Source organism: Amycolatopsis vancoresmycina (assembly GCF_000716785.1).
In the GTDB taxonomy this organism is placed as follows: domain Bacteria; phylum Actinomycetota; class Actinomycetes; order Mycobacteriales; family Pseudonocardiaceae; genus Amycolatopsis; species Amycolatopsis vancoresmycina.
Window position 1 is genome coordinate 118,653 of record NZ_JNYY01000008.1, and the last position, 21,407, is coordinate 140,059.

Annotated in this window: 19 protein-coding genes; 7 read left to right on the top strand and 12 right to left on the bottom strand. The window is 71.0% G+C overall.

Going from position 1 to position 21,407, the window contains the following annotated elements; all coding sequences use genetic code 11:
* Position 1 precedes the first annotated feature (1 nt).
* Both OO60_RS20365 and OO60_RS20370 read left to right on the top strand, forming a co-directional pair.
* Positions 2-667, top strand: a complete 666-nt coding sequence (locus OO60_RS20365; RefSeq protein ID WP_003067913.1) for a potassium channel family protein — start codon at positions 2-4, stop codon at positions 665-667.
* Positions 664-1,320 carry a potassium channel family protein gene (locus tag OO60_RS20370; RefSeq protein ID WP_003067924.1) on the top strand — a complete coding sequence of 219 codons (657 nt, stop codon included), beginning with the start codon at positions 664-666 and terminating at the stop codon, positions 1,318-1,320. Before OO60_RS20365 ends, OO60_RS20370 begins: the two co-directional genes overlap by 4 nt.
* Before the next feature lie 771 nt (positions 1,321-2,091).
* On the opposite strand, the gene OO60_RS20375 is transcribed toward OO60_RS20370, so the two are convergent.
* Together OO60_RS20375 and OO60_RS20380 are read right to left on the bottom strand one after the other, a co-directional pair.
* Positions 2,092-2,799, bottom strand: a complete 708-nt coding sequence (locus OO60_RS20375) for a DUF3159 domain-containing protein (protein ID WP_003074941.1) — start codon at positions 2,797-2,799, stop codon at positions 2,092-2,094.
* 9 nt (positions 2,800-2,808) lie between these two features.
* Positions 2,809-3,189: an OB-fold nucleic acid binding domain-containing protein gene (locus OO60_RS20380; RefSeq protein ID WP_003074944.1), complete on the bottom strand. Its 381-nt coding sequence runs from the start codon at positions 3,187-3,189 to the stop codon at positions 2,809-2,811.
* Between the two features lie 135 nt (positions 3,190-3,324).
* Here OO60_RS20380 and OO60_RS20385 point away from each other — a divergent pair, with 135 nt between their 5' ends.
* Positions 3,325-4,008: an alpha/beta fold hydrolase gene (locus OO60_RS20385; protein WP_033261894.1), complete on the top strand. Its 684-nt coding sequence runs from the start codon at positions 3,325-3,327 to the stop codon at positions 4,006-4,008.
* A 41-nt stretch (positions 4,009-4,049) separates the two neighbouring features.
* Here OO60_RS20385 and OO60_RS20390 read toward each other — a convergent pair whose 3' ends face one another.
* Positions 4,050-4,718 carry a DUF3710 domain-containing protein gene (locus OO60_RS20390; RefSeq protein WP_004559282.1) on the bottom strand — a complete coding sequence of 223 codons (669 nt, stop codon included), beginning with the start codon at positions 4,716-4,718 and terminating at the stop codon, positions 4,050-4,052.
* The gene (gene dut / locus OO60_RS20395; RefSeq protein ID WP_004559283.1) at positions 4,718-5,221 is read right to left on the bottom strand and encodes a dUTP diphosphatase; all 504 of its coding nucleotides are present in this window, start codon (positions 5,219-5,221) and stop codon (positions 4,718-4,720) included. Before dut ends, OO60_RS20390 begins: the two co-directional genes overlap by 1 nt.
* A gap of 24 nt (positions 5,222-5,245) precedes the next feature.
* Here dut and OO60_RS20400 point away from each other — a divergent pair, with 24 nt between their 5' ends.
* Positions 5,246-5,728: a DUF3093 domain-containing protein gene (locus OO60_RS20400; protein WP_004559284.1), complete on the top strand. Its 483-nt coding sequence runs from the start codon at positions 5,246-5,248 to the stop codon at positions 5,726-5,728.
* Between the two features lie 138 nt (positions 5,729-5,866).
* Here OO60_RS20400 and OO60_RS20405 read toward each other — a convergent pair whose 3' ends face one another.
* The gene (locus tag OO60_RS20405) at positions 5,867-6,175 is read right to left on the bottom strand and encodes a DUF4193 domain-containing protein (RefSeq protein WP_004559285.1); all 309 of its coding nucleotides are present in this window, start codon (positions 6,173-6,175) and stop codon (positions 5,867-5,869) included.
* Between the two features lie 518 nt (positions 6,176-6,693).
* Between OO60_RS20405 and cei the strand changes: the two genes are divergently transcribed.
* Positions 6,694-7,377 (top strand): envelope integrity protein Cei, encoded by a 684-nt coding sequence (cei, locus tag OO60_RS20410; protein ID WP_004559286.1) that lies wholly within the window; start codon positions 6,694-6,696, stop codon positions 7,375-7,377.
* 205 nt (positions 7,378-7,582) lie between these two features.
* Here cei and OO60_RS20415 read toward each other — a convergent pair whose 3' ends face one another.
* Positions 7,583-8,401, bottom strand: a complete 819-nt coding sequence (locus OO60_RS20415) for an inositol monophosphatase family protein (protein ID WP_033261895.1) — start codon at positions 8,399-8,401, stop codon at positions 7,583-7,585.
* Positions 8,402-8,465: 64 nt separating this feature from the next.
* Here OO60_RS20415 and ppgK point away from each other — a divergent pair, with 64 nt between their 5' ends.
* Positions 8,466-9,233, top strand: a complete 768-nt coding sequence (gene ppgK, locus OO60_RS20420) for a polyphosphate--glucose phosphotransferase (RefSeq protein ID WP_081911237.1) — start codon at positions 8,466-8,468, stop codon at positions 9,231-9,233.
* 218 nt (positions 9,234-9,451) lie between these two features.
* Positions 9,452-10,852, top strand: coding sequence for an RNA polymerase sigma factor (locus OO60_RS20425; protein ID WP_003059597.1), 1,401 nt, complete (start codon positions 9,452-9,454; stop codon positions 10,850-10,852).
* 54 nt (positions 10,853-10,906) lie between these two features.
* Here the strand turns inward: OO60_RS20425 and OO60_RS20430 are convergent, their stop codons facing one another.
* The 6 genes from OO60_RS20430 to glgX all read right to left on the bottom strand — a co-directional run bounded on the left by OO60_RS20430 (position 10,907) and on the right by glgX (position 21,397).
* Complete coding sequence (locus OO60_RS20430) at positions 10,907-11,299, bottom strand: hypothetical protein (RefSeq protein ID WP_003059600.1); 393 nt, start codon at positions 11,297-11,299, stop codon at positions 10,907-10,909.
* A 154-nt stretch (positions 11,300-11,453) separates the two neighbouring features.
* Positions 11,454-13,661: a 1,4-alpha-glucan branching protein GlgB gene (glgB, locus tag OO60_RS20435; protein ID WP_003059601.1), complete on the bottom strand. Its 2,208-nt coding sequence runs from the start codon at positions 13,659-13,661 to the stop codon at positions 11,454-11,456.
* Positions 13,658-15,037, bottom strand: coding sequence for a maltokinase N-terminal cap-like domain-containing protein (locus tag OO60_RS20440; RefSeq protein WP_033262006.1), 1,380 nt, complete (start codon positions 15,035-15,037; stop codon positions 13,658-13,660). Before OO60_RS20440 ends, glgB begins: the two co-directional genes overlap by 4 nt.
* 5 nt (positions 15,038-15,042) lie before the next feature.
* Positions 15,043-16,851, bottom strand: coding sequence for a maltose alpha-D-glucosyltransferase (gene treS, locus OO60_RS20445; protein WP_033262007.1), 1,809 nt, complete (start codon positions 16,849-16,851; stop codon positions 15,043-15,045).
* A 46-nt stretch (positions 16,852-16,897) separates the two neighbouring features.
* Complete coding sequence (locus tag OO60_RS20450; protein ID WP_003059617.1) at positions 16,898-18,880, bottom strand: maltotransferase domain-containing protein; 1,983 nt, start codon at positions 18,878-18,880, stop codon at positions 16,898-16,900.
* A 369-nt stretch (positions 18,881-19,249) separates the two neighbouring features.
* Entirely contained in the window at positions 19,250-21,397 is a 2,148-nt protein-coding gene (glgX, locus tag OO60_RS20455) for a glycogen debranching protein GlgX (RefSeq protein ID WP_003059620.1), read from the bottom strand.
* Between the last annotated feature and the right edge of the window lie 10 nt (positions 21,398-21,407).

Consider the following 21,407-nt stretch of genomic DNA (forward strand, 5'->3'; position numbering starts at 1 on the left):
CGTGCACGTGGTGATCATGGGATGCGGCCGGGTCGGCGCGTCCCTGGCCGCTGCGCTGGAGCGGCTCGGCCACGAGGTGGCCGTCATCGACAAGAACCAGCAGGCGTTCCGCCGGCTCGGGAGCGACTTCCACGGCCAGCAGGTCGTCGGCGTCGGTTTCGACCGCCGGGTGCTGATCGAGGCGGGCATCGAGCGGGCGGGTGCGTTCGCGGCGGTGTCCAGCGGCGACAACTCGAACATCATTTCGGCGCGGGTCGCGCGCGAGAACTTCGGCATCGAGCACGTGGTCGCGCGGATCTACGACCACAAGCGCGCGGCCGTGTACGAGCGGCTGGGCATCCCGACGGTGGCGACCGTGCCGTGGACGACCGACCGGTTCCTGCGGACGCTGCTGCCGGACGGCGTGGCGTCGGCGTGGCGGGACCCGTCGGGCAACGTGGCGCTGCTGCAGCTGCCGCTGCACGAGGGCTGGGTCGGGCACTCGGTGCAGTCCCTGCAGCAGGCGACGGGCGCGCGGGTGGCGTTCATCATGCGCTTCGGCACCGGGGTGCTGCCCGACACGAAGACCGTGCTGCAGGCCGACGACGTCGTGTGGGTGGCCGCGCGGTCCGGCACCGTCACCGACGTGACCAGTGTGGCCCACCGCGAACCGGAGGACGAGGCATGAGGGTCGCGATTGCGGGCGCGGGGGCGGTCGGCCGTTCCATCGCCGCCGAGCTGATCGACGGCAGGCACCAGGTGATGCTCATCGAGCGCGAGGCCGACCAGTTCGAGCCGCACGCGGTCGAGCAGGCCGACTGGGTGCTGGGCGACGCGTGCGAGGTGTCGATCCTGGAGGAGTCCGGGATCGAGCAGTGCGACGTGGTGATCGCGGCCACGGGCGACGACAAGGCGAACCTGGTGGTCTCGCTGCTGGCGAAGACGGAGTTCGCGGTCCGGCGCGTGGTGGCCCGGGTGAACAACCCGGCCAACGAGTGGCTGTTCACCGACGCGTGGGGCGTGGACGTGGCGGTGTCGACGCCCCGGATGCTGGCGGCGATGGTCGAGGAGGCGGTCAGCGTCGGCGACCTGGTGCGGCTGATGACGTTCCGGCAGAGCAACGCGAACCTCGTCGAGCTGACGCTGCCGGCGGAGACGCCGCTGGCCGGGAAGCCGGTGAGCGAGCTGACGCTGCCGCGCGACGCGGCGTTGGTGACGATCCTGCGGGGTGACCGGGTGATCGTGCCGCAGCCGGAGGACCCGCTGGAGCCGGGGGACGAGCTGCTGTTCGTGGCTACGGCGGATGTCGAGCCGGAGATCCGGACGGCTTTGGGTTACTGAGCTGAGCTGCTCGAGGGCCCCCGGCGTGCGCGCTGGGGGCTTTCTCGTGTCTCGTGGTCGGGGCGGTCGGTCGGTCGGTCGGTCGCGGATGCCGCGAATGACTCATTCGGGACGTCCGGCGCCGCGAATGAGTCATTCGCGACGCTCGGCAGCCGAAACTGTCGGTGGCGGCCGGTAGCGTAAAAACCGGAGGCCCCTACGCGCGGGTTGTCGTGCTTCGCAGCGCGGCCGCGCCCGGAGGTCCTCAGCGCCAGCTCGGCCGCAGCCAGAGGCCCTGAAGGCCAGCTCGACCACGGGTTTCGAGTAACAGCCCGGCCGTTCCCAGGGAGCTCGAGCGAAAGCGCGACCGTGACCAGCGAGCTCGAGCGAAAGCGCGGCCATGACCAGCGAGCTCGAGCGAAAGCGCGGCCATGACCAGCGAGCTCGAGCGAAAGCGCGGCCATCCCGACGTCTTGAATGACTCATTCAACACGTGGAAGGTCGCGAATGACTCATTCGGGACGTCCGGCGCCGCGAATGAGTCATTCGCGACGCTCGGCAGCCGAAACCGTCGGTGCCCGCCGGTAACGTAAGAACCGGGGGTCCCCCCTACACGCGCGGGTTGTCGTCCTTCGCGAGCGCCCGGCGGGGACGTCATGAACGACTCGTTCATGACGTCGGATGCCGTGAAAAGGTCGTTCATGACGTCCGACCGCCGAAACTGTCGGTGCCTGCCGGTAGTGTGGAAAACGGGGGGCGCCCCCACGCGCGAGGGGCTGAACCGCCGGGGACTCAGGCCTCGGGGGCCGCGTACTTCTCCCGCAGACGGGCCTCGACCTCCGCGTCGGTCTCCGGTGCCGGCTCGGACTCCGCCATGGCCTTCAGGCGCTTGTCCGACCTCCGGACCGCCCACACCACCACCAGCAGGCCCAGCGCGTACAGCGGGTAGCCCATCGCGATCTTCGCGAAGGCCAGCCAGCCCGTGTAGTCCTCCTGGTACAGCCAGCGCTGCACCACGAACCGGGCCGCGAAGATCAGGGCCATCGCCAGCGTCGCGATGTCGTAGCCGTAGCGGGACGGCTTGTCCTTGCGCCACGCCTGGCCCGTGCCGTTGAGCATGTTCCAGACCACGCCCGCGATCGGCCAGCGCACCAGCACCGACAGCACGAAGATGCCGCAGTAGATCAGGCTCGCGTAGATGCCGAACAGGAAGAAGCCCTTCGCCGACCCCGTCCGGTAGGCGATGAACGCCGCGATCGCCACGCCGAAGAAGCCCGAGATCGCCGGCTGGAGGGGCTCCTTGCGGACCAGCCTCAGCACCGTGATGGCCACGGCGCTGCCGATCGACGTCCAGATGGCCGCGGTCAGGCCGAAGAACGAGTTGGCCAGCACGAACACGATCACCGGCACCGACGAGTAGATCAGGCCGGACACCCCGCCCATCTGCTCGAGCAGGGTGGGCTGCGGCTCTTCGCCGTCGGTCTTGGCGGGTTCAGTCACGATGGGTGATCAACTCACTGGGCTCTGGAGCTCGTAATAGGGGTTGTACAGCACCTTCTGGCCGTCACGCTCGGCCATCCGGCCGCGCACCTTGATCGTCCGGCCAGGCTCGATGCCCGGGATCCGGCGGCGGCCGAGCCAGATTAGCGTCACGCCCTGTGTTCCGTCGAACAGCTCGGCCTCCAGCGTGGCGGCCTCGTTCGTCGGGCAGAGCTCCACGCTGCGGAGTCTCCCCATCACGGTGACCTCTTCGCCGGAACGGCAGTCACAGGCCCGCTGCGCCCCTTCGGCGCCCGACCTCATCGACATCTCGTCGGCGTCGAGATCCTCGACGTCGCTGGTCAGCTTGCGTACCAGCCGGCTGAAGTAGCCGCCGTCTTTGGCGGACATAGGTGCTCCTGTGCTCCGGGGCCCCCGGCAAACTGCTTGCGGCCCGTGCGATTCCAGCGTACTGCGGTCCCCGCCAGGGAAACGCCTTTGCGCAAAGATCGCAACGTGACGTCCGCAATCAGAGTTCCCGCCGCGGTGCTCCTACCTGGTACCGGGTCGGACGAGGTCTTCGTCCGTGCGGTCTTCGAACGACCCCTGCGCGCCCTCGGTGTCCCGCTCATCGCGCCACCCCCGCCCCCGGGCGCGGCGCTCGCCGACGGCTACCTGGCGACGCTGGACGCGCTGGCGGACGAACACGGCGAACTGCTCGTAGGCGGCATTTCGTTCGGCGCGCACCTGGCCGCGGAGTGGGCCGTGCGCAATCCACGCCGTTGCGGGGGCCTGCTGGCCGCGCTCCCGGCCTGGAACGGCGTTCCGGGCCCGGCACCCGCATCGCTGGCCGCGATGCTGACAGCGGATCTGGTGGCCCGTTCCGGCGTCGACGCGGCCCTGGCCCAGACGGCGGGCAGCCCGGGTTGGCTGCGTGCCGAACTGGACCGGGCGTGGCGCCGGCACGGCGACGGGCTGGCGGACGGCCTGCGCGCCGCCGCGGGCCGTCCGTCGCCCACCCTCGCCGAGCTCGCGCGGCTGGACGTGCCCGCCGGGATCGGCACCTGCACCGACGACCCGGTACACCCGACGAAAGTCGCGGCGGAGTGGGCGGGCGCCCTCCCCCGCGGCGTGCTCGGCGAGACGACGCTCACCGCGCTGGGCGCCGACCGCGAGTCACTCGGCCGGGCGACCGTCCTCGCCTTCCTGAGGGCCTCCAAGACGCGCTGAAGGGCGTCCCCACCGCGGCGGGGACGCCCTTCAGGCGCAGGTCAGCCCTGTTGCTGCTGGGCCGCGATGTGCTCCGCGACGGCCTCGGGGAGCGTGATGGTCAGCGGGGTCCGGACCGGCATCGGCGCGTCGCCGCGGTCGACGATCGTGCGCCGCACGATCTCGCGCAGCACCTCGACCGCCGCGGCGGCCTCGGACTGCGGCCCGGCGATGACGCCGCGCAGCATCCAGCGCGGCCGGTCGATGCCGACGAAGCGCAGGGCGACGTCGCCGACGATGGCCGAGATCTCCAGGCCCCACGCGCCGCGGCCGATCGTGACCTTCGCGCCGTCGGCCCGCAGCTGGTCGGCCAGCTCCGAGCTGACCTCGCGCCACAGCCCGCCAGAGCGCGGCGCCGCGTACGCGCTGACCGTGATCTGGCCCTGCTCGGTGACGACGTGCACGGCCCGCACGCCCCCGGTCTCCGGGTCCATCTCGACCTGGACCTGGGAACCGTCGGGCACCGGCACCTTCACCGAGCCGAGGTCGATCCGCGGGATGCCGTCGTCTTCGAAGTCGGCGACGTCGAACGGGCCGTCGGAGACGTCCGACAGCTCCGGTCCATCTTCTTCGTCGTACGCCTCGTCCTCGATCGTGTCGTCGGCCTCGGGCGCGGCGTGCCGTCCGGCGGACCCGCCCTCGGTCCGCCGCTTGCGTCCGAAAATCCCCACTACTTCTCCGTTCCTTCCCCCGTGGCGGCGCTCGCGGCGAGCGCCGGTGCTCCCAGTGTGGCGTGTCCACCCGTGGAGCCGTAGCCTCCGTCGCCCCGCTCGGTCGTGTCGAGCTCCGCCACCTCGACGAACTCCGCGTGCTCGACCCGCTGCACGACCAGCTGGGCGATGCGGTCGCCGCGCGTCAGCTCCAGCGGGTGCACCGGATCGTGGTTGATCAGGCAGACCTTGATCTCCCCGCGGTAGCCGGCGTCGATGGTGCCCGGGGTGTTCACCACGGAGAGGCCGACCCGGGCGGCCAGGCCCGACCGCGGGTGCACGAACCCCGCGTACCCGGGCGGGAGCGCGATCGCGACGCCGGTGCCGACGACGCCGCGTTCCCCGGGTCCGAGGACGATATCCGAGGTGGTGACGAGATCGGCGCCCGCGTCGCCCGGCCGGGCGTAGGCGGGCAGCGGGACATCCGGGTCGAGCCGGGAGAGGAGTACCTGAACGCTGGACACGGGCGGCGAGATTACTCTCTACCCGTGGGTGAATCAGCGAAGACGGCCGCGAACACCGCGGTCCGGCACTCCGAACGGCTGTACGTCCCGTGGTGGGGCTGGCCGCTGCCGGTGCTGGGCGCGGTGCTGCTCGCGGCCGAGATCGACCTCGGGTACCCGGGGATCCGGGCGTGGCTGCCGTACGTGATCGGGCTGCCGGTCGTCGTGGCGCTGCTGCTGTCGCTGGGCCGGTCGAAGGTGCGGATCACCGGCGGTGCCGAGCCGGAGCTGTGGGTCGGCGACGCGCACCTGCCGCTGGCCTACGCCGGCGAGGTGGAGATCTTCGACAAGGACGCCAAGCGCAAGGCCCTCGGGCGCGACGGCGACCCGGCGGCCTACGTGCTGCACCGCGGCTGGGTCGGCCCGGTCGTGAAGGTGCACCTGACCGACGCGAACGACCCGACGCCGTACTGGCTGTTCAGCACCCGGCACCCGGAGAAGGTCGCCGAGCTGCTCAAGGGCGCCTGAGCGCCCCCGGACATGTGGAAGGGGGCCGGCCTGCCGGCCGGCCCCCTTGTCCCCAGCGCGCTTCGAGCCTCCCCGGTCTCCCTCGAGGCTCTCCGTCGCGTCTGTTCGTCCCCTGTTCCCGAGAACCCCTCTGCGCGGTCAGGCGCAGTCGCGGCAGATCGGGCGTCCGCCGTTGTCCTCGGCCAGCCGGCTGCGGTGGTGCACCAGGAAGCACACGGAGCAGGTGAACTCGTCCGCCTGCTTCGGCACCACCTTCACGGTCATGTCCTCACCGGAAAGCCCGGAGAGGTCGGCACCCGGCAGCTCGAAGTTCTCGGCGGTCGCGTCCTCGTCGACGTCGACGACGCCGGACTGGTTCTCGTTGCGCCGGGCCTTGAGCTCCTCCAACGAGTCTTCGGCCAGCTCGTCGGCTTCGCTGCGGCGCGGAGCGTCGTAGTCGGTAGCCATGTGTCCCTCACCCCTGCGATCAGCTTGTGTAGTCGTTTTCCCGGACCCCCGGGTGCGCCCGTGGATCCGCCGTGCCGCTGGTCAACGTTCCAGGGCCCCTGTTTGTGCCCGACGGCCGAAGTGACCGAGGTCTCTTCTTTTCGGGCCTCTTCCTGCGGCCGGAGCCCGGGAAGGGTAGCTCACCGCTGTCCGGGTTCTGCAACGAGTCAGACATTGCCGGGGAATCGTCACCCGACAGGGGGAACCCGCAGGTAAGACGCGTTGTCGTCCGTTCGGGTTGCGCCCGGGTGGAGAACTTCACGCGCGGCCGCTGTCCGCTTGCCCCCGCCGCCCCCGCCGTGGTGCGATCGCCGGACGGGGAAACGGTCCCGGGCGCGGCCCGGGACCGCAGGCGGAGCACGGGAACCGGCCGGGTGACCCTGGCCGACGCGCGCCGGCCGCAGCGCCTAGGCTGAGCGGCCACGACGGTGCTCGGGTTCGCACCGGCCGGGGTTCGGTGTTCGGGAAGGGACGGGCAGGTGGCGTCGGGGAACGGCATCGGGGACCGTGGGGCGCGGCCGTATCGCAAGCACAAGCCGCTGCCGGCGCTGATCGTCATCGGCGTACTCGCCCTCGGCGCGATCATCGTCTGGGTGAACGCCGCGATCGGCAAGGGGGATATCGACGACGCCGTGAAGTGCGACCCGCCCGCGAGCCCGCCGCCGGGCGTCACGTTCAGCACGCTCCCGCACAACGCGCTCGACGACCGCGCGCCGGTCCCGCCGGACAAGGTCGCCTACCGGGTGCTGAACGCTTCGGGCAGCCGCGGCCAGGGCGGCATCACCACGACGGCGCTGCGCGAGCTCGGGTTCACCAGCGCGGCCGAGCCGGCCAACGACCCGGCTTACGAGAACCGCGAGGCCAAGTGCCGCGGCCAGATCCGCTTCGGCGAGAACGGCGTCACGGCGGCCCGGACGCTCAGCCTGGTGGTGCCGTGCGCCGAGCTGGTCCAGGACAACCGCAAGGACGCGAGCGTCGACCTGGTCACGGGCACGCTGTTCGGCGACCTCCGGCCGCGTGCGGAGGCCCGTCAGATCATCACGCAGCTGGCGGACTGGTCGAAGGCCCACCAGGGCGGCGGCTCGAACGAGCAGTCCGCGGGCGCGAAGGCCCCGATCGTCGACCAGACGCTGCTGGCCTCGGCCCGCGACGTGGAGTGCTGACCCGCTTCACGACACCCCGCCCGCGGGGGCGCCCCCCGTTTTCCACGCTACCGGAGAGCACCGACAGTTCCGGCCGCCCGCTGCAGCCCGCCCCCTTCGCCGCCGCGCCCGCCGAAGGTCGCGAATGACTCATTCGCGGCGCCGGACGTCCCGAATGAGTCATTCGCGACATCCCCAGCCCCGACCGTTCCGGTCAGCGGGACCCTCAGACCTCCGCCGCGCCGGAGCCGGCCAGCACCTTGCGCAGCGGTTCCGCGATCGACGGCGCCGCCGCGTAGGTCGCGTCCGCGCCCAGGTCCGGTGCCGAGCCCGGCAGCAGGACCTCCGCGCCCGCCTCCGCCGCGATCAGCGCTCCCGCCGCCCAGTCCCAGCGGTTGAGCCCGTGCTCGACGTACGCGTCCAGCCAGCCCGCCGCCACCGCGCACAGGTCCAGCGACGCCGCCCCGTTGCGCCGGATGTCCCGGACCTGCCCGAGCAGCGAGGCCGCGAACCGCGACTGCCGCCTCCGGCGCTCCGGCGAATACGCGAAACCGGTTCCGACCAACGTCACTTCCAGGGCGGCCGGCGCCGACACCGCCAGCCGGCGGCCGTCCAGGTGCGCACCCTGGCCGCGGGCCGCCGACCACACCCGGCCGCTCGCCGGCTCGACCACCGCGCCGGCCACCGACACCCCGCCGACCTGCGCCGCCACCGACACCGCGAACCACGGCAGCCCGTACAGGAAGTTGACCGTCCCGTCGATCGGGTCGACCACCCAGGTCACGCCGTCACCCGCGGCACCACCGCCTTCTTCGCCCAGCACCGGCTCGCCCGGCCGCAGCGCCGCCAGCCGGTCGCGCACCAGGCGTTCCGATTCGTGGTCGACCGCGGTCACCACGTCGGTGGCGCCGGACTTGGTCCCGACGGCCACCGCACGGCCGTCCGCCATGCCCTCCCACGCCTCGCGGACCAGGGTGGCGGCTTCCGTCGCGACCTGCACCGCGACGCTTTTCAGCAACGACTCGTCAACTCCCACGTCCGACATGTCACCACATCCGGTTAAAGTCTCCGAGGCAGGCTTCTGAATCGTGCGAGAAGGGACCACGTCCGTGGTGGAGGCGACCCGCCGAGGTTTCGGCATCGACATCGGCGGCAGCGGGATCAAGGGCGCCTTGGTCGACCTGGAGAAGGGCCAGCTCATCGGCGACCGGATCCGGATCGAGACGCCGAAGCCGTCCACCCCCTCGGCGGTGGCCGACGTCGTGCACGACGTCGTCACGCAGGCGGGCTGGGACGGCCCGGTCGGCGTGACGCTGCCCGCGGTCGTCAAGAAGGGCGTCGCGCACACCGCGGCCAACATCGACAAGCAGTGGATCGGCACCGACGCCGACGCGCTGTTCGCCAAGCGGCTCGGCCGGAGCGTCGACCAGATCGCGATGCTGAACGACGCCGACGCGGCGGGCATGGCGGAGATCCGCTTCGGCGACCCGGTCGCGCGCAAGGGCGTGACCGCGCTGCTCACCTTCGGCACCGGCATCGGCAGCGCCGTGTTCCAGGACGGCAAGCTCGTCCCGAACACCGAATTCGGCCACCTGGAGATCGACGGCCACGACGCCGAGAAGCGCGCGGCCGCTTCGGTGAAGGACAACGAGGGGCTTTCCTACCCCGAATGGGCCAAGCGCGTGCACCGTTATCTGACCGTGCTGGAGAACCTGATCTGGCCCGACCTGTTCATCGTCGGCGGCGGGGTCAGCAAGAAGGCCGAAAAATGGGTGCCGCTGCTGGACATCCGCACTCCGGTGCTGGTCGCGACGCTGCAGAACAACGCCGGGATCGTGGGTGCCGCGGCCGCCGCGGCCGAGGGCATCCAGCACTGACGGGCACCGATCCGGCACCGATCGCGAGGCGGATCGGGCGCCGGAACCGGCCGGAGGGTGATCGCTTCGCACCGCATGCGCGTACCGTCGTTACAATGGAACACGGCCCACGGCTGCGGAGGGCAAAACCGCAGGCCGAGGCGTGATCCCCGAATGTGAGGCAGCAGTGGCCCCCCCGGCCGTTGCTCGTCATGATCGACCGCTGCGAAAGGGCGTAAGTGGCAGCCGCAAGAACCGCAACCCGAGGCGGGACGAAGACAGCGACCGCAGCCGGCGAGCCGGCCGAAGAGGCAGCCACCGGGACGGCGAAGCCAGCGGCGCGCAAGACCACCACCGCCAAGAAGGCGCCGGCCAAGAAGGCACCGGCGAAGAAGGCCGCGACCAAGGGCCCGAAGACCGAAGACGGCGAGCCGGACGGTCCCGGCGAGCTCGAGGACGACGACCTCGGTTCGCCCGACCTGTCGGACCTGGAAGAGGTCGAGGTCGACGTCGTCGACGAAACGGTCAACGACGAGCCGGACACCGACTCGGCCGACGACGACGATGACGACGAGGAGTCGGACGAGGAGACCCCGGCGCAGCGCCGCCGCGGCGCCGCGGCCGACAAGGCCAAGAGCGGCTCCGACAACCCGGACTTCGTCTGGGACGAGGAGGAGTCCGAGGCGCTGCGCCAGGCGCGCAAGGACGCCGAGCTCACCGCGTCCGCCGACTCCGTGCGTGCCTACCTCAAGCAGATCGGCAAGGTCGCGCTGCTGAACGCGGAGGAGGAGGTGGAGCTGGCCAAGCGGATCGAGGCCGGGCTCTACGCCGCCGAGCGCGTGCGCACCGCCGAGGAGGAGGGCGAGAAGCTCGTCACCCAGATGCGCCGCGATCTCAAGTGGATCGTGCGTGACGGCGAGCGCGCCAAGAACCACCTGCTCGAGGCGAACCTGCGGCTCGTGGTTTCGCTGGCCAAGCGCTACACCGGCCGCGGCATGGCGTTCCTGGACCTGATCCAGGAGGGCAACCTCGGCCTGATCCGCGCGGTGGAGAAGTTCGACTACACCAAGGGCTACAAGTTCTCGACGTACGCCACGTGGTGGATCCGCCAGGCGATCACCCGCGCGATGGCCGACCAGGCGCGCACCATCCGCATCCCGGTGCACATGGTCGAGGTCATCAACAAGCTGGGCCGCATCCAGCGCGAACTGCTCCAGGACCTCGGCCGCGAGCCGACCCCGGAAGAGCTCGCGAAGGAAATGGACATCTCCCCGGAGAAGGTCCTGGAGATCCAGCAGTACGCGCGCGAGCCGATTTCGCTGGACCAGACGATCGGCGACGAGGGCGACTCGCAGCTCGGTGACTTCATCGAGGACTCCGAAGCGGTCGTCGCGGTCGACGCGGTGTCGTTCACGCTGCTGCAGGACCAGCTCCAGTCGGTGCTGCAGACGCTGTCCGAGCGCGAGGCCGGTGTGGTCCGGCTGCGCTTCGGCCTCACGGACGGCCAGCCGCGCACGCTCGACGAGATCGGCCAGGTGTACGGGGTGACCCGCGAGCGCATCCGGCAGATCGAGTCGAAGACGATGTCGAAGCTGCGCCACCCGTCGCGGTCCCAGGTGCTGCGCGACTACCTGGACTGATTTCCTTACGGCACAACGGAAACCCCGTCGCTTCGGTGGCGGGGTTTCCGGCGTTCAGGGCACGGCCAGCCCGCGCTCCCGCAGCGACTGCTCGACGCGCAGCCGTTCGATCTCGCGGTCCATCCCCTCGGGCAGCTCGCCGAGCCGGTGCGGGACGCCGACCTGGCGGCAGGCGACGGTGAGGAGTTCGTCGTACGCCTGCCGCGTCCCGAACCGCCGGGCGGCCGGGGTGCCCGACGGGTACTCGGCCAGCAGCCGGTGCACCCGCCGCAGGTCCGCCGCCACACGCTCGATCGGCGGCCCCTCCGGCTGCGGCTTCGCGCGCCTCGAACGGATCCGGTCGACCAGCTTCGGTACGTGCAGCGCGCACCAGAACAGCACCGTGGGCGCGACGCAGACCACGGCGAAGAGGATCAGGTTCGCGACGACACCACCGGAGCCGTCCATGCCCCGATGGTAAGCCCGCCGGGCCCGGCCCGCGGAAGGCTTTTCGCGTGATTGCCGGGGCATCACTCGTGATCAGAGGGGCATCACGCGTGATTGGAGGGGCATCGGGGTGATGCCCGCCCAGTCACGCGTGATGCCCCTCGGGACACGCGCGTTACGGGAGTTCGGGGGTCTCCGGGGTTTCTTTCACCAGCCAGAGGACTCCGGCCGGGGGGAGCTGGAGGACCGCCGAGGCCGGCTGGCCGTGCCACGGCTCGAGGACCGCCTCCACCGCGCCCATGTTGCCGACGCCCGAGCCGCCGTACGCCTCCGCGTCGGTGTTGACCACCTCGAGCCAGCGCCCGGCGGAAGGCAGGCCCACCCGGTAGTCGTGGTGCGGGACGCCCGCGAAGTTCGCCACGCAGGCCAGGCGGGAACCGTCCGCGCCGATGCGGAGGAAGCTCAGCACGTTGCCGCTGGAGTCGTTCGCGTCGATCCAGGCGAAGCCGTCCGGGGACGCGTCCTGGCTGTACAGCGCCGGTGACGACCGGTAGATCGTGTTCAGCGACCGCAGCAGCTCCCACACCCCGAGGTGCAGCGGCTCCTCCATCAGGTGCCAGTCCAGCGACTTCGACTCCGACCACTCCCCCGGCTGGCCGAACTCGCCGCCCATGAACAGCAGCTGCTTGCCCGGGTGGGCCCACATGAACGCCAGCAGCGACCGCAGCCCAGCCGCCTTGTTCCAGGCGTCGCCCGGCATCCGGCCCCAGAGGGATCCCTTGCCGTGCACCACTTCGTCGTGCGACAGCGGCAGCACGAAGTTCTCGCTCCACGCGTACACCAGCGAGAACGTCATCTCGTTGTGGTGGTACGCGCGGTGGATCGGCTCGTGGGACAGGTACCGGAGCGTGTCGTGCATCCAGCCCATGTTCCACTTGAAGCCGAACCCGAGGCCGCCCAGGTGCGTCGGGCGCGTCACGCCCGGCCACGCGGTCGATTCCTCGGCCACCATCACGATGCCCGGGTGTCGCTTGTAGACGGTCGCGTTCAGCTCCTGCAGGAACCGCACCGCGTCCAGGTTTTCCCGCCCGCCGTACTGGTTGGGCAGCCACTCCCCTTCCTTGCGGGAGTAGTCCAGGTACAGCATCGACGCGACGGCGTCCACGCGCAGGCCGTCGAGGTGGAACTCCTCGATCCAGTACAGCGCGTTGGCCACCAGGAAGTTGCGGACCTCGTTGCGGCCGAAGTCGAACACGAGCGTGCCCCAGTCGGGCTGCTCGCCGCGGCGCGGGTCCGCGTGCTCGTACAGCGCGGTGCCGTCGAACTTCGCCAGCGCCCAGCTGTCGCGCGGGAAGTGCGCCGGCACCCAGTCCACCAGGACGCCGATCCCGCGCTGGTGCAGGCGGTCGACGAAGTAGCGGAAGTCGTCCGGCGAGCCGAAGCGGGACGTCGGCGCGTAGTACGACGTCACCTGGTAGCCCCACGAACCGCCGAACGGGTGCTCCGACACCGGCAGCAGCTCGACGTGCGTGAAGCCGGTCTCGACGAGGTAGTCGCCCAGCTGGTCGGCCAGCTCCCGGTAGTCGAGCCCGGGCCGCCACGAGCCGAGGTGGACCTCGTAGACGCTCATCGGCGCCGCGATCCACTGGGTCGCCTCGCGCTTCGCGACCCACTCGTCGTCCGCCCACAGGTACGCCGACAGCGTGACGACCGACGCCGTCGCCGGCGGCTGCTCGGTGGCGAACGCCAGCGGGTCGGCCTTCTCGTGCCAGTTGCCGTCGGCGCCGAGGATCCGGAACTTGTAGCAGGTGCCCACGCCGACCCCCGGCACGAACAGCTCCCAGACACCCGACCCGCCGAGCGAGCGCATCGCGTGGCCGCGGCCGTCCCAGCCGTTGAAGTCGCCGATCACGCGGATGCCGCGGGCGTTCGGCGCCCAGACCGCGAACGACGTCCCCTCGACCACCCCGCCCGGCGTCTCGTAGGACCGGACGTGCGCGCCGAGCGCCTCCCACAGCCGTTCGTGCCGTCCTTCGCCGATCAGGTGCAGGTCCAGCTCGCCCACCGTCGGCAGCCAGCGGTACGGGTCGTCGGTGGTGACGGTGTGCCCGTCGTACTCGACCTCGAGGCGGTAGTCGCCGGGGTGCTCGGGCACGGCGACGGCGAACAGCGCGTCGATCACCGGCTCCATCGGGTAGCGCTTCGAGCCCGCGCAGAGCGTGACGGCCTTCGCGCCGGGCAGCAGCGCCCGGGCCGCGAAGCCCTTGCCCACGGCGTGCACGCCCAGCACGGCGTGCGGGTCGTGGTGGGACCCGGCGAGAAGCCGGTCGATGTCCGCGGCCGGCGGGGCCGCGGCCGGGAGACCTTCGGGAGCCGCGTTCACGGTGTCGTCCCTCCGCTGGTGATCCGGGCGATCGAGGCGAGCGGCACGCCGAGCCAGTCCGGCCGGTTCGCGTGCTCGTAGCCCACTTCGTAGACCGCCTTGTCGAGTTCGAAGGCGCGCAGCAGCTCGCCCTGTTCGCGCGGGTCCGCCGCGATGGCCGCGTACCCCTCGCAGAAGGCTGCCCGGTTGCGCTCCGACCATTCGTGGGCGCGCTCGGCCAGCGCCGGCTCGTCCGGCTGGCCGACCAGCATCTGCTGGGCCGCGTAGTCGAACGACCTCAGCATGCCCGCGACGTCGCGCAACGGCGACCGCAGCGCGTGCCGCTCCTCGACCGGGGCCGCGGGCTCGCCCTCGAAGTCGATCAGCAGCCAGCCGCCGACGGTCCGCAGCACCTGGCCGAGGTGCAGGTCGCCGTGGATGTACTGCATGGTCACCGAGTCGGCGGGCAGCGTGCGCAGCCGCTCGAACGCCGCCCGCAGCTTCGGAGCGTGCTCGGCGAGCTCCGGCACCCGGCCGGCGACCGCGTCGAGCCGGTCGAGCATCGCCTTCATCGAGCGTTCCAGCTCGTCGGCGTCGACGGCCTCGGTGCCGAGCGCTTCGGCCAGGTCCGCGTGCACCTCGGCGACCGCGCGGCCGAGCCGCTCGGCCTCGCCGGCGAAGTCGCCGCCGACCTCTCCGGCGTGCAGCTCCGGCGCCGCCATCAGGTCGCGGACGCTGGTGGTGGCCATCGCCCAGCCGTCGACGGCGTCCGAGACGAACTGCTGGAGCATGCCGACCGTGGTCGGCTCGCCGTCCAGGTCACCGGTGATCGAGCCGAGCGGGGCCGCGATGTGCTTGCTGCCCACCGCCTGCAGCGCACGGTGCAGCAGCAGGTCCTTGTTCTTGCCCGGCGACAGCTTCCGGAACAGCTTGAGGATGTACTGCCCGCCGTAGACCAGGGACGTGTTGCTCTGCTCCGACGTGATCGGCCGCGCCCGCAGCCCGGTCTCCAGCTCCACGCCGGGCTCGTGCTCGAAGGTCAGCGACCCCACGGTCTCCTCGCGCCCCATCAGGTCCAGCAGGACGCCGGTGACGTCCAGGTCGCCGGACGCCTCGTAGGCGTTGAGGTCGCCGACCGCGCCGATCCAGCTGCTCGACGCGATCTCCGGCGGGTGCGTCCGCCGGCCCACCAGCAGCTGGTAGGGCTCGCGCCGGTCGTCCTGGGCGACCTCGATCACGACGTGCAGCAGCTGCGGATCGCCGGAGACCAGTTCGGTCACGCCGAGCGGCCGGACGCCGGTCACCGGCCGGTCCTTGCCGGCGAACCAGCGCTGCTCGGGCAGCCAGCGCTTCAGGTCCTCGGTCAGGTCGTCGACCAGCTCACGCGGGTCGGACAAGGAACTCACCTCGCTTCGCCTTCGTCTCCCGGGTTCGTCAGCTGGAACCAGTAGAAGCCGTGCCCCGGCAGCGTCAGCAGGTACGACAGCTCCCCGATGCTGGGGAACCGCACGCCGCCGGTGAGCTCCACCGGCGTGCACCCGCGGTGCGCGGACAGATCCAGCTCCACCGGCTGCGGGAACCGGGAGAGGTTGTTCACGCAGAGCACGACGTCTTCGCCGCCGTCCGGGCGCCGCCACTGGCGCTTGTAGGCCAGCACGCTCGGGTTGGACCCGCCGAGGTCGACGAACTCACCCTCGGCGAACGCGTGGTGCTGCTTGCGCACCTCGATCATCCGGCGGGTCCAGTTGAGCAGGGACGACGCGTTGTTCGACTGCGCCTCGACGTTGAGGCCTTGGTAGCCGTACACCGGGTCCATGATCACCGGCAGGTAGATGCGGCCCGGGTCGCACGAGGAGAACCCGGCGTTGCGGTCCGGGGTCCACTGCATGGGGGTGCGCACCGCGTCGCGGTCGCCGAGCCAGATGTTGTCTCCCATGCCGATCTCGTCACCGTAGTACAGAACGGGCGAGCCCGGCAGGGACAGCAGCATCGCGGTGAACAGCTCCTGCTGGTTGCGGTCGTTGTCCAGCAGCGGCGCGAGCCTCCGGCGGATGCCGATGTTGGCCTTCATGCGCGGGTCCTTGGCGTACTCCGCGTACATGTAGTCGCGCTCTTCGTCGGTGACCATCTCGAGGGTCAGCTCGTCGTGGTTGCGCAGGAAGATGCCCCACTGCGTGCCGCTGGGGATCTCCGGGGTCTGGGTGAGGATCTCCGAGATCGGGAACCGCGACTCGCGGCGCACGGCCATGAAGATCCGCGGCATCAGCGGGAAGTGGAACGCCATGTGGCACTCGTCGCCGCCGACGGCCGGGTCGCCGAAGTACTCGACGACGTCCGACGGCCACTGGTTCGCCTCGGCCAGCAGGATGCGCCCGGGGTACTCGTCGTCGACGACCTTCCGGCAGCGCTTGAGGAACTCGTGCGTGCGCGGCAGGTTCTCGCAGTTGGTGCCCTCCTGCTCGAACAGGTACGGCACGGCGTCCAGGCGGAACCCGTCGATGCCCAGGTCCAGCCAGAACCGCAGGACGTCGATCATCGCGTTCTGCACGTCGACGTTTTCGTAGTTCAGATCGGGCTGGTGGGAGAAGAACCGGTGCCAGTAGAACTGGCCGCGGACCGGGTCGTAGGTCCAGTTCGACGTCTCGGTGTCGACGAAGATGATCCGCGCGTCGGCGTAGCGGGAGTCGTCGTCGCTCCACACGTAGTAGTCGCCGTACGGGCCGTCGGGCTCGCTGCGGGACTGCTGGAACCACGGGTGCGCGTCCGAGGTGTGGTTGAGCACCAGGTCGGTGATCACCCGGATGCCGCGCCGGTGGGCCTCGTTGAGCAGGAAGACGAAGTCCTCGACGCTGCCGAACTCCGGCAGCACCGCGCGGAAGTCGCTGATGTCGTACCCGCCGTCGCGCAGCGGCGAGGCGTAGAACGGCGGCAGCCACAGGCAGTCGATGCCCAGCCAGGCCAGGTAGTCGAGCCGGCCGGCCAGGCCGCGCAGGTCGCCGGTGCCGTCGCCGTTGGAGTCGGCGAACGCGCGCACCAGCACTTCGTAGAACACCGCACCCTTGAACCACTCCGGGTTGCTCGGTGCTTGCTGCGCCGACCGGAAGTCCCCGGCCTGCGGTTCCACGAGCATGCCGTCGGCGGTCACCGCCTCGCCGGTGTGCGGCACGCCCGCCAGCCCCAACGCCGCGTCGGGCCGGGCCTCATCCGCCATCTGTTCCACCTCGTCCTTCGGTTCGCCGTCCCTTCCCGTCCCGTCATCAGCCGGCCAGGCGCCGTCTCAGGGACACCATGTGCGCCACCGCCCGCCAGGGTTCGAGCCGCACGTAGTTCGCCGGACCCCAGTCCCACGTGTCACCGGTGACCTCGTCGTGGGCGATCAGCCGCTCGTGCGCTTCGAAGCCGAGCGCGGCGGTGTCGAGCCACAACGTGCCCTCCTGGGGCCCGTACGGGTCGAGGGTGACGACCGTGACCACGGTGTCGCCGGTGGCCGGGTCCTGTTTGGAGTAGGCCAGCAGCGCGTCGTTGTCGATGTGGTGGAAGTGCAGGGTGCGCATCTGCTGCAGCGCCGGGTGCGCGCGCCGGACGGCGTTCAGCTTCGCCAGCCATGGCTCCAGTGAACGCCCTTCGGCGACCGCGCGCTCGAAATCGCGCGGACGCAGCTGGTACTTCTCGGAGTCCAGGTACTCCTCGCTGCCTTCGCGGACCGGGACGTGCTCGAACAGCTCGTAGCCGGAGTAGACGCCCCACGTCGGCGAGATCGTCGCCGCCAGCGCCGCGCGCAGCGCGAACATGCCGGGGCCGCCGCGCTGCAGCGACTCGTGGAGGATGTCCGGGGTGTTGACGAACAGGTTCGGCCGGCCCTCGTGCCAGTGTTCCCGCAGGTCGATGGCGAAGTCGATCAGTTCCTGCTTGCCGGTGCGCCAGGTGAAGTAGGTGTAGCTCTGGGTGAAGCCGAGCCGGGCCAGGCCCCACAGGCGCGCCGGGCGGGTGAACGCCTCGGCCAGGAACAGCACGTCCGGGTGGGCGTCCTTGACCGACTGGATCAGCCAGGCCCAGAAGTCCGGCGGCTTGGTGTGCGGGTTGTCGACCCGGAAGATCTTGACCCCGTGGTCGATCCAGACGGTGATCACCCGCAGCATCTCTTCGTAGACGGCCTTGGGGTCGTTGTCGAAGTTGATCGGGTAGATGTCCTGGTACTTCTTCGGCGGGTTTTCCGCGTACGCGATCGAGCCGTCCGGGCGGGTGGTGAAGAACTCGGGGTTCTTGAGGACCCACGGGTGGTCGGGCGCGGCCTGCAGCGCGAAGTCGAGCGCCACCTCCATGCCGAGCTCGTCCGCGCGGGCCACGAAGGCGTCGAAGTCCTCGAAGGTGCCGAGGTCGGGGTGGATCGAGTCGTGGCCGCCCTCGTCGGCACCGATCGCCCACGGCGAACCGACGTCTTCCGGCTTGGCGTCGAGCGTGTTGTTGGGTCCCTTGCGGTTCACTCGCCCGATCGGGTGAATCGGCGGGAGGTAGACGACGTCGAAGCCCATCTTCGCGACGCGGTCGAGCGCGGTCGCGGCGGTGGCGAAGGTGCCGTGCACCGGCTTGCCCTCGGCGTCGAGCCCGCCGGTGCTGCGGGGAAACAGCTCGTACCAGGAGCCGTACGCGGCGCGGCGGCGATCCACCCATACCTTGTGCGGCTTGCCCTTGGTGATCAGTTCGCGCACCGGGAACTCGTGCATGACCTGGCGGACCTCGGGCGAGAGCGCGGGCCCGACGCGCTCGGCGAGGCTGAGCTCTTCATCGCGCAGGGCCTTCACCGCGCCGGTCAGGAGCGCCTTCTCCGCCCGGCGGTCGGGGCGGCGGGAGACGCGCTCGATCAGCCGGGCGCCGTTCTCGATGTCGTTCGCGAGGTCCTCGGGTCCCTGGCCGGCCGCGACCTTCACCTCGACGGCGTGCTCCCACGTCGCCCAGGGGTCGCCCCACGCGTCGATCCGGAACGTCCACAGACCGGTGGTGTCAGGGACGATCACCGCGGCGAACTCGTCCGGGTGGTCGGGACCGCGCGGCACCATCCGCGTCTGGCGGGTCAGCCGGTCACCCGGGCCGCGCCACGCAACGGTGGCCGCGACGGCGTCGTGGCCCTCGCGCCAGACGGTCGCGAAGACCGGGATGTGTTCCCCCGCAACGGCTTTGGCCGGATACCGGCCGCAGCTCACGCTGGGGGAGACGTCGTCGATGCCGAGCCGGCCGGTCATGGGCAACGCCCTTCGATGTGTCGGTTGGACGCAGACGGCGACAGTCTGCCTGACTCGATCAAGCGCCCACGAGGCAGGGTTCTTAAGGCTGGTACCCACTGACCACCGGCTGAAACGCTTTCGCCGCAACGAATTTCCAGCGGATGTCCGGCAGGTTAAGCCGGCACGCGAACGACACGCGAACCCGAACGGCCAACACCCGTACCCGAATGGACGATTCGCGTACTTGTGCGGACGACACGCGTACGCCGATGGACGACACGCGTACCCCGGCGGACGACACGACGCAGGGCCCGGCCGCTGCCGTGTCGTCCATCCAGGTACGCGTGTCGTCCGGCTGCGTACGCGTGTCGTCCGGGGCGGTACGGGTCAGTAGGGCTCGGGGTGGGGTTCGGCGGCGAGGCGGGGGGCGCGGAGCAGGAGGAGGGAGCGGGACTGGAGGGTGACCCGGGTCTTGGCCTCCAGGGTGCCCGGGTTGGCCGGGCTGCCGTCCGCGGTGCTCGTGTCCAGGGTCGGCTTGAACGTCTCGCCGTACTCGCGGCCCGGCAGGATCACCTCGGCCGGGGCGTCGCCGGCGTGCAGCCAGAGCAGCCACGAGTGGTCGGGCACCAGCTCGCCCTCGCGGTTGCGGGCCTGGCTGTTCGAGCCGTCGATCCACATGCCGAGCGTGTGCCGGTCCTCGAACCAGTCGCTTTCGCCGAACTCCTCGCCGTCCGGGCGGAACCAGACGAGGTCGGGCTTGCCGGTCGGGGTGGTCCGGCCTTCGAAGAACTCCGGCTGCCGCAGCGCCGGGCTGTTCGCGCGCAGCCGCACCACCCGGCGGGCGAAGGCGAGCATGGCCTCGGCCTCCGGGTCGTCCGGCGTCCAGTCCAGCCACGACGTCTCGTCGTCGAGGCAGTACGCGTTGTTGTTGCCGCCCTGGGTCCGCCAGAACTCGTCACCGGCCGTGAGCATCGGGGTGCCGGTGGACAGCAGCAGCGTCGCGAACAGGTTCCGGGCCTGCCGGGCGCGCAGCGCGCGGATGGCCGGGTCGGTGGTCGGCCCCTCGGCGCCGTGGTTCCACGAGCGGTTGTCGTTGGTGCCGTCGCGGTTGTCCTCGCCGTTGCCCTCGTTGTGCTTTTCGTTGTAGGACACCAGGTCCCGCAGCGTGAAGCCGTCGTGGGCGGTGACGAAGTTGATCGACTGCCACGGCCGCCGCAGGTTGTGGTCGTACAGGTCCGACGAACCGGACAGCCGGTAGGCGAGGTCGCGGACCCCGGTCGTGCCGCGCCAGAAGTCGCGCACGGTGTCGCGGTAGCGGCCGTTCCACTCGGCCCACTGGGCGCCGAAGCCGCCGACGCGGTAGCCCTCGCCGGTCGCGTCCCACGGCTCGGCGATCAGCTTGCAGCGCGAGAGCACCGGGTCCGTGGTGATCGCCGTGAGCAGCGTCGACGCCGGGTCGAACGCGCCGCCCCGCGGCCGCCCGAGGGTGCTGGCGAGGTCGAACCGGAAGCCGTCGACGCCCATCTCCTGCGTCCAGTACCGCAGCGAGTCGGTGACCAGCCGGACGACGGTCGGCGAGCCCGCTTCCAGGGTGTTGCCGCAGCCGGTGATGTCGGCCATGTGCCCGCGCTCGGTGTGCAGGTAGTACACCGGCGCGTTCAGCCCGCGGAAGCTCAGCGTCGGCCCGTCCGGCCCGCCCTCGCAGGTGTGGTTGAACACGACGTCGAGGATCACCTCGATGCCCGCCGCGTGCAGGGCGGCCACCATCAGCCGGAACTCCTCGACCTCGTGGCCGGGTTCGCTGGCGTAGCCGGCGTGCGGGGCGAAGAAGCCGAGCGGCGAATAGCCCCAGTAGTTGTGCCGCCCGGCCCGGATCAGCGACGGCTCGTCGAGGAACGCGTGCACCGGCAGCAGCTCCACCGAGGTGACGCCGAGCCGGGTCAGGTACTCGATCGCCACCGGGTGGGCCAGGCCGAGGTAGGTGCCGCGCAGCGCCTCCGGGATGAACGGGTGCCGCTGCGTGAAGCCCTTGACGTGCAGTTCGTAGACCACCGCCTCCTCGAACGGCACCTCCGGCTTGATCCCGGTGTCCGGGCCGCCGGGCGAGGTGACCACCGACAGCGGCACGCTGCCCAGCGAGTCCACAGTGGACATCGGGCCGCGTTCCGGGTCGCCGGTGAAGCCCTGGGCCGCGGCCAGGTCGGTGAGCCCGCCGGTGATCTGCCGGGCGTACGGGTCGAGCAGCAGCTTGTGCGGGTTGCAGCGCAGGCCGCGGGCCGGGTCGTACGGGCCGTGGATCCGGTAGCCGTACCGCTGCCCCGGCGTCACCCCGGGGACCAGGCCGTGCCAGACACCGAAGGTGCGCTCGGTCAGGGCGATCCGGCGTTCCGACCCGTCGGCGTCGACCAGGCACAGGTCGACGGCGTCCGCGACGGCGGACGTGATCGCGAACCGCACCCCACCGGCCTCGGGGTGGGCACCGAGCGGGAAGGGGCGGCCGGCGAGGACGTGGTCGGCGGAGGGTCGTGTGGCCATTCCTGAATCG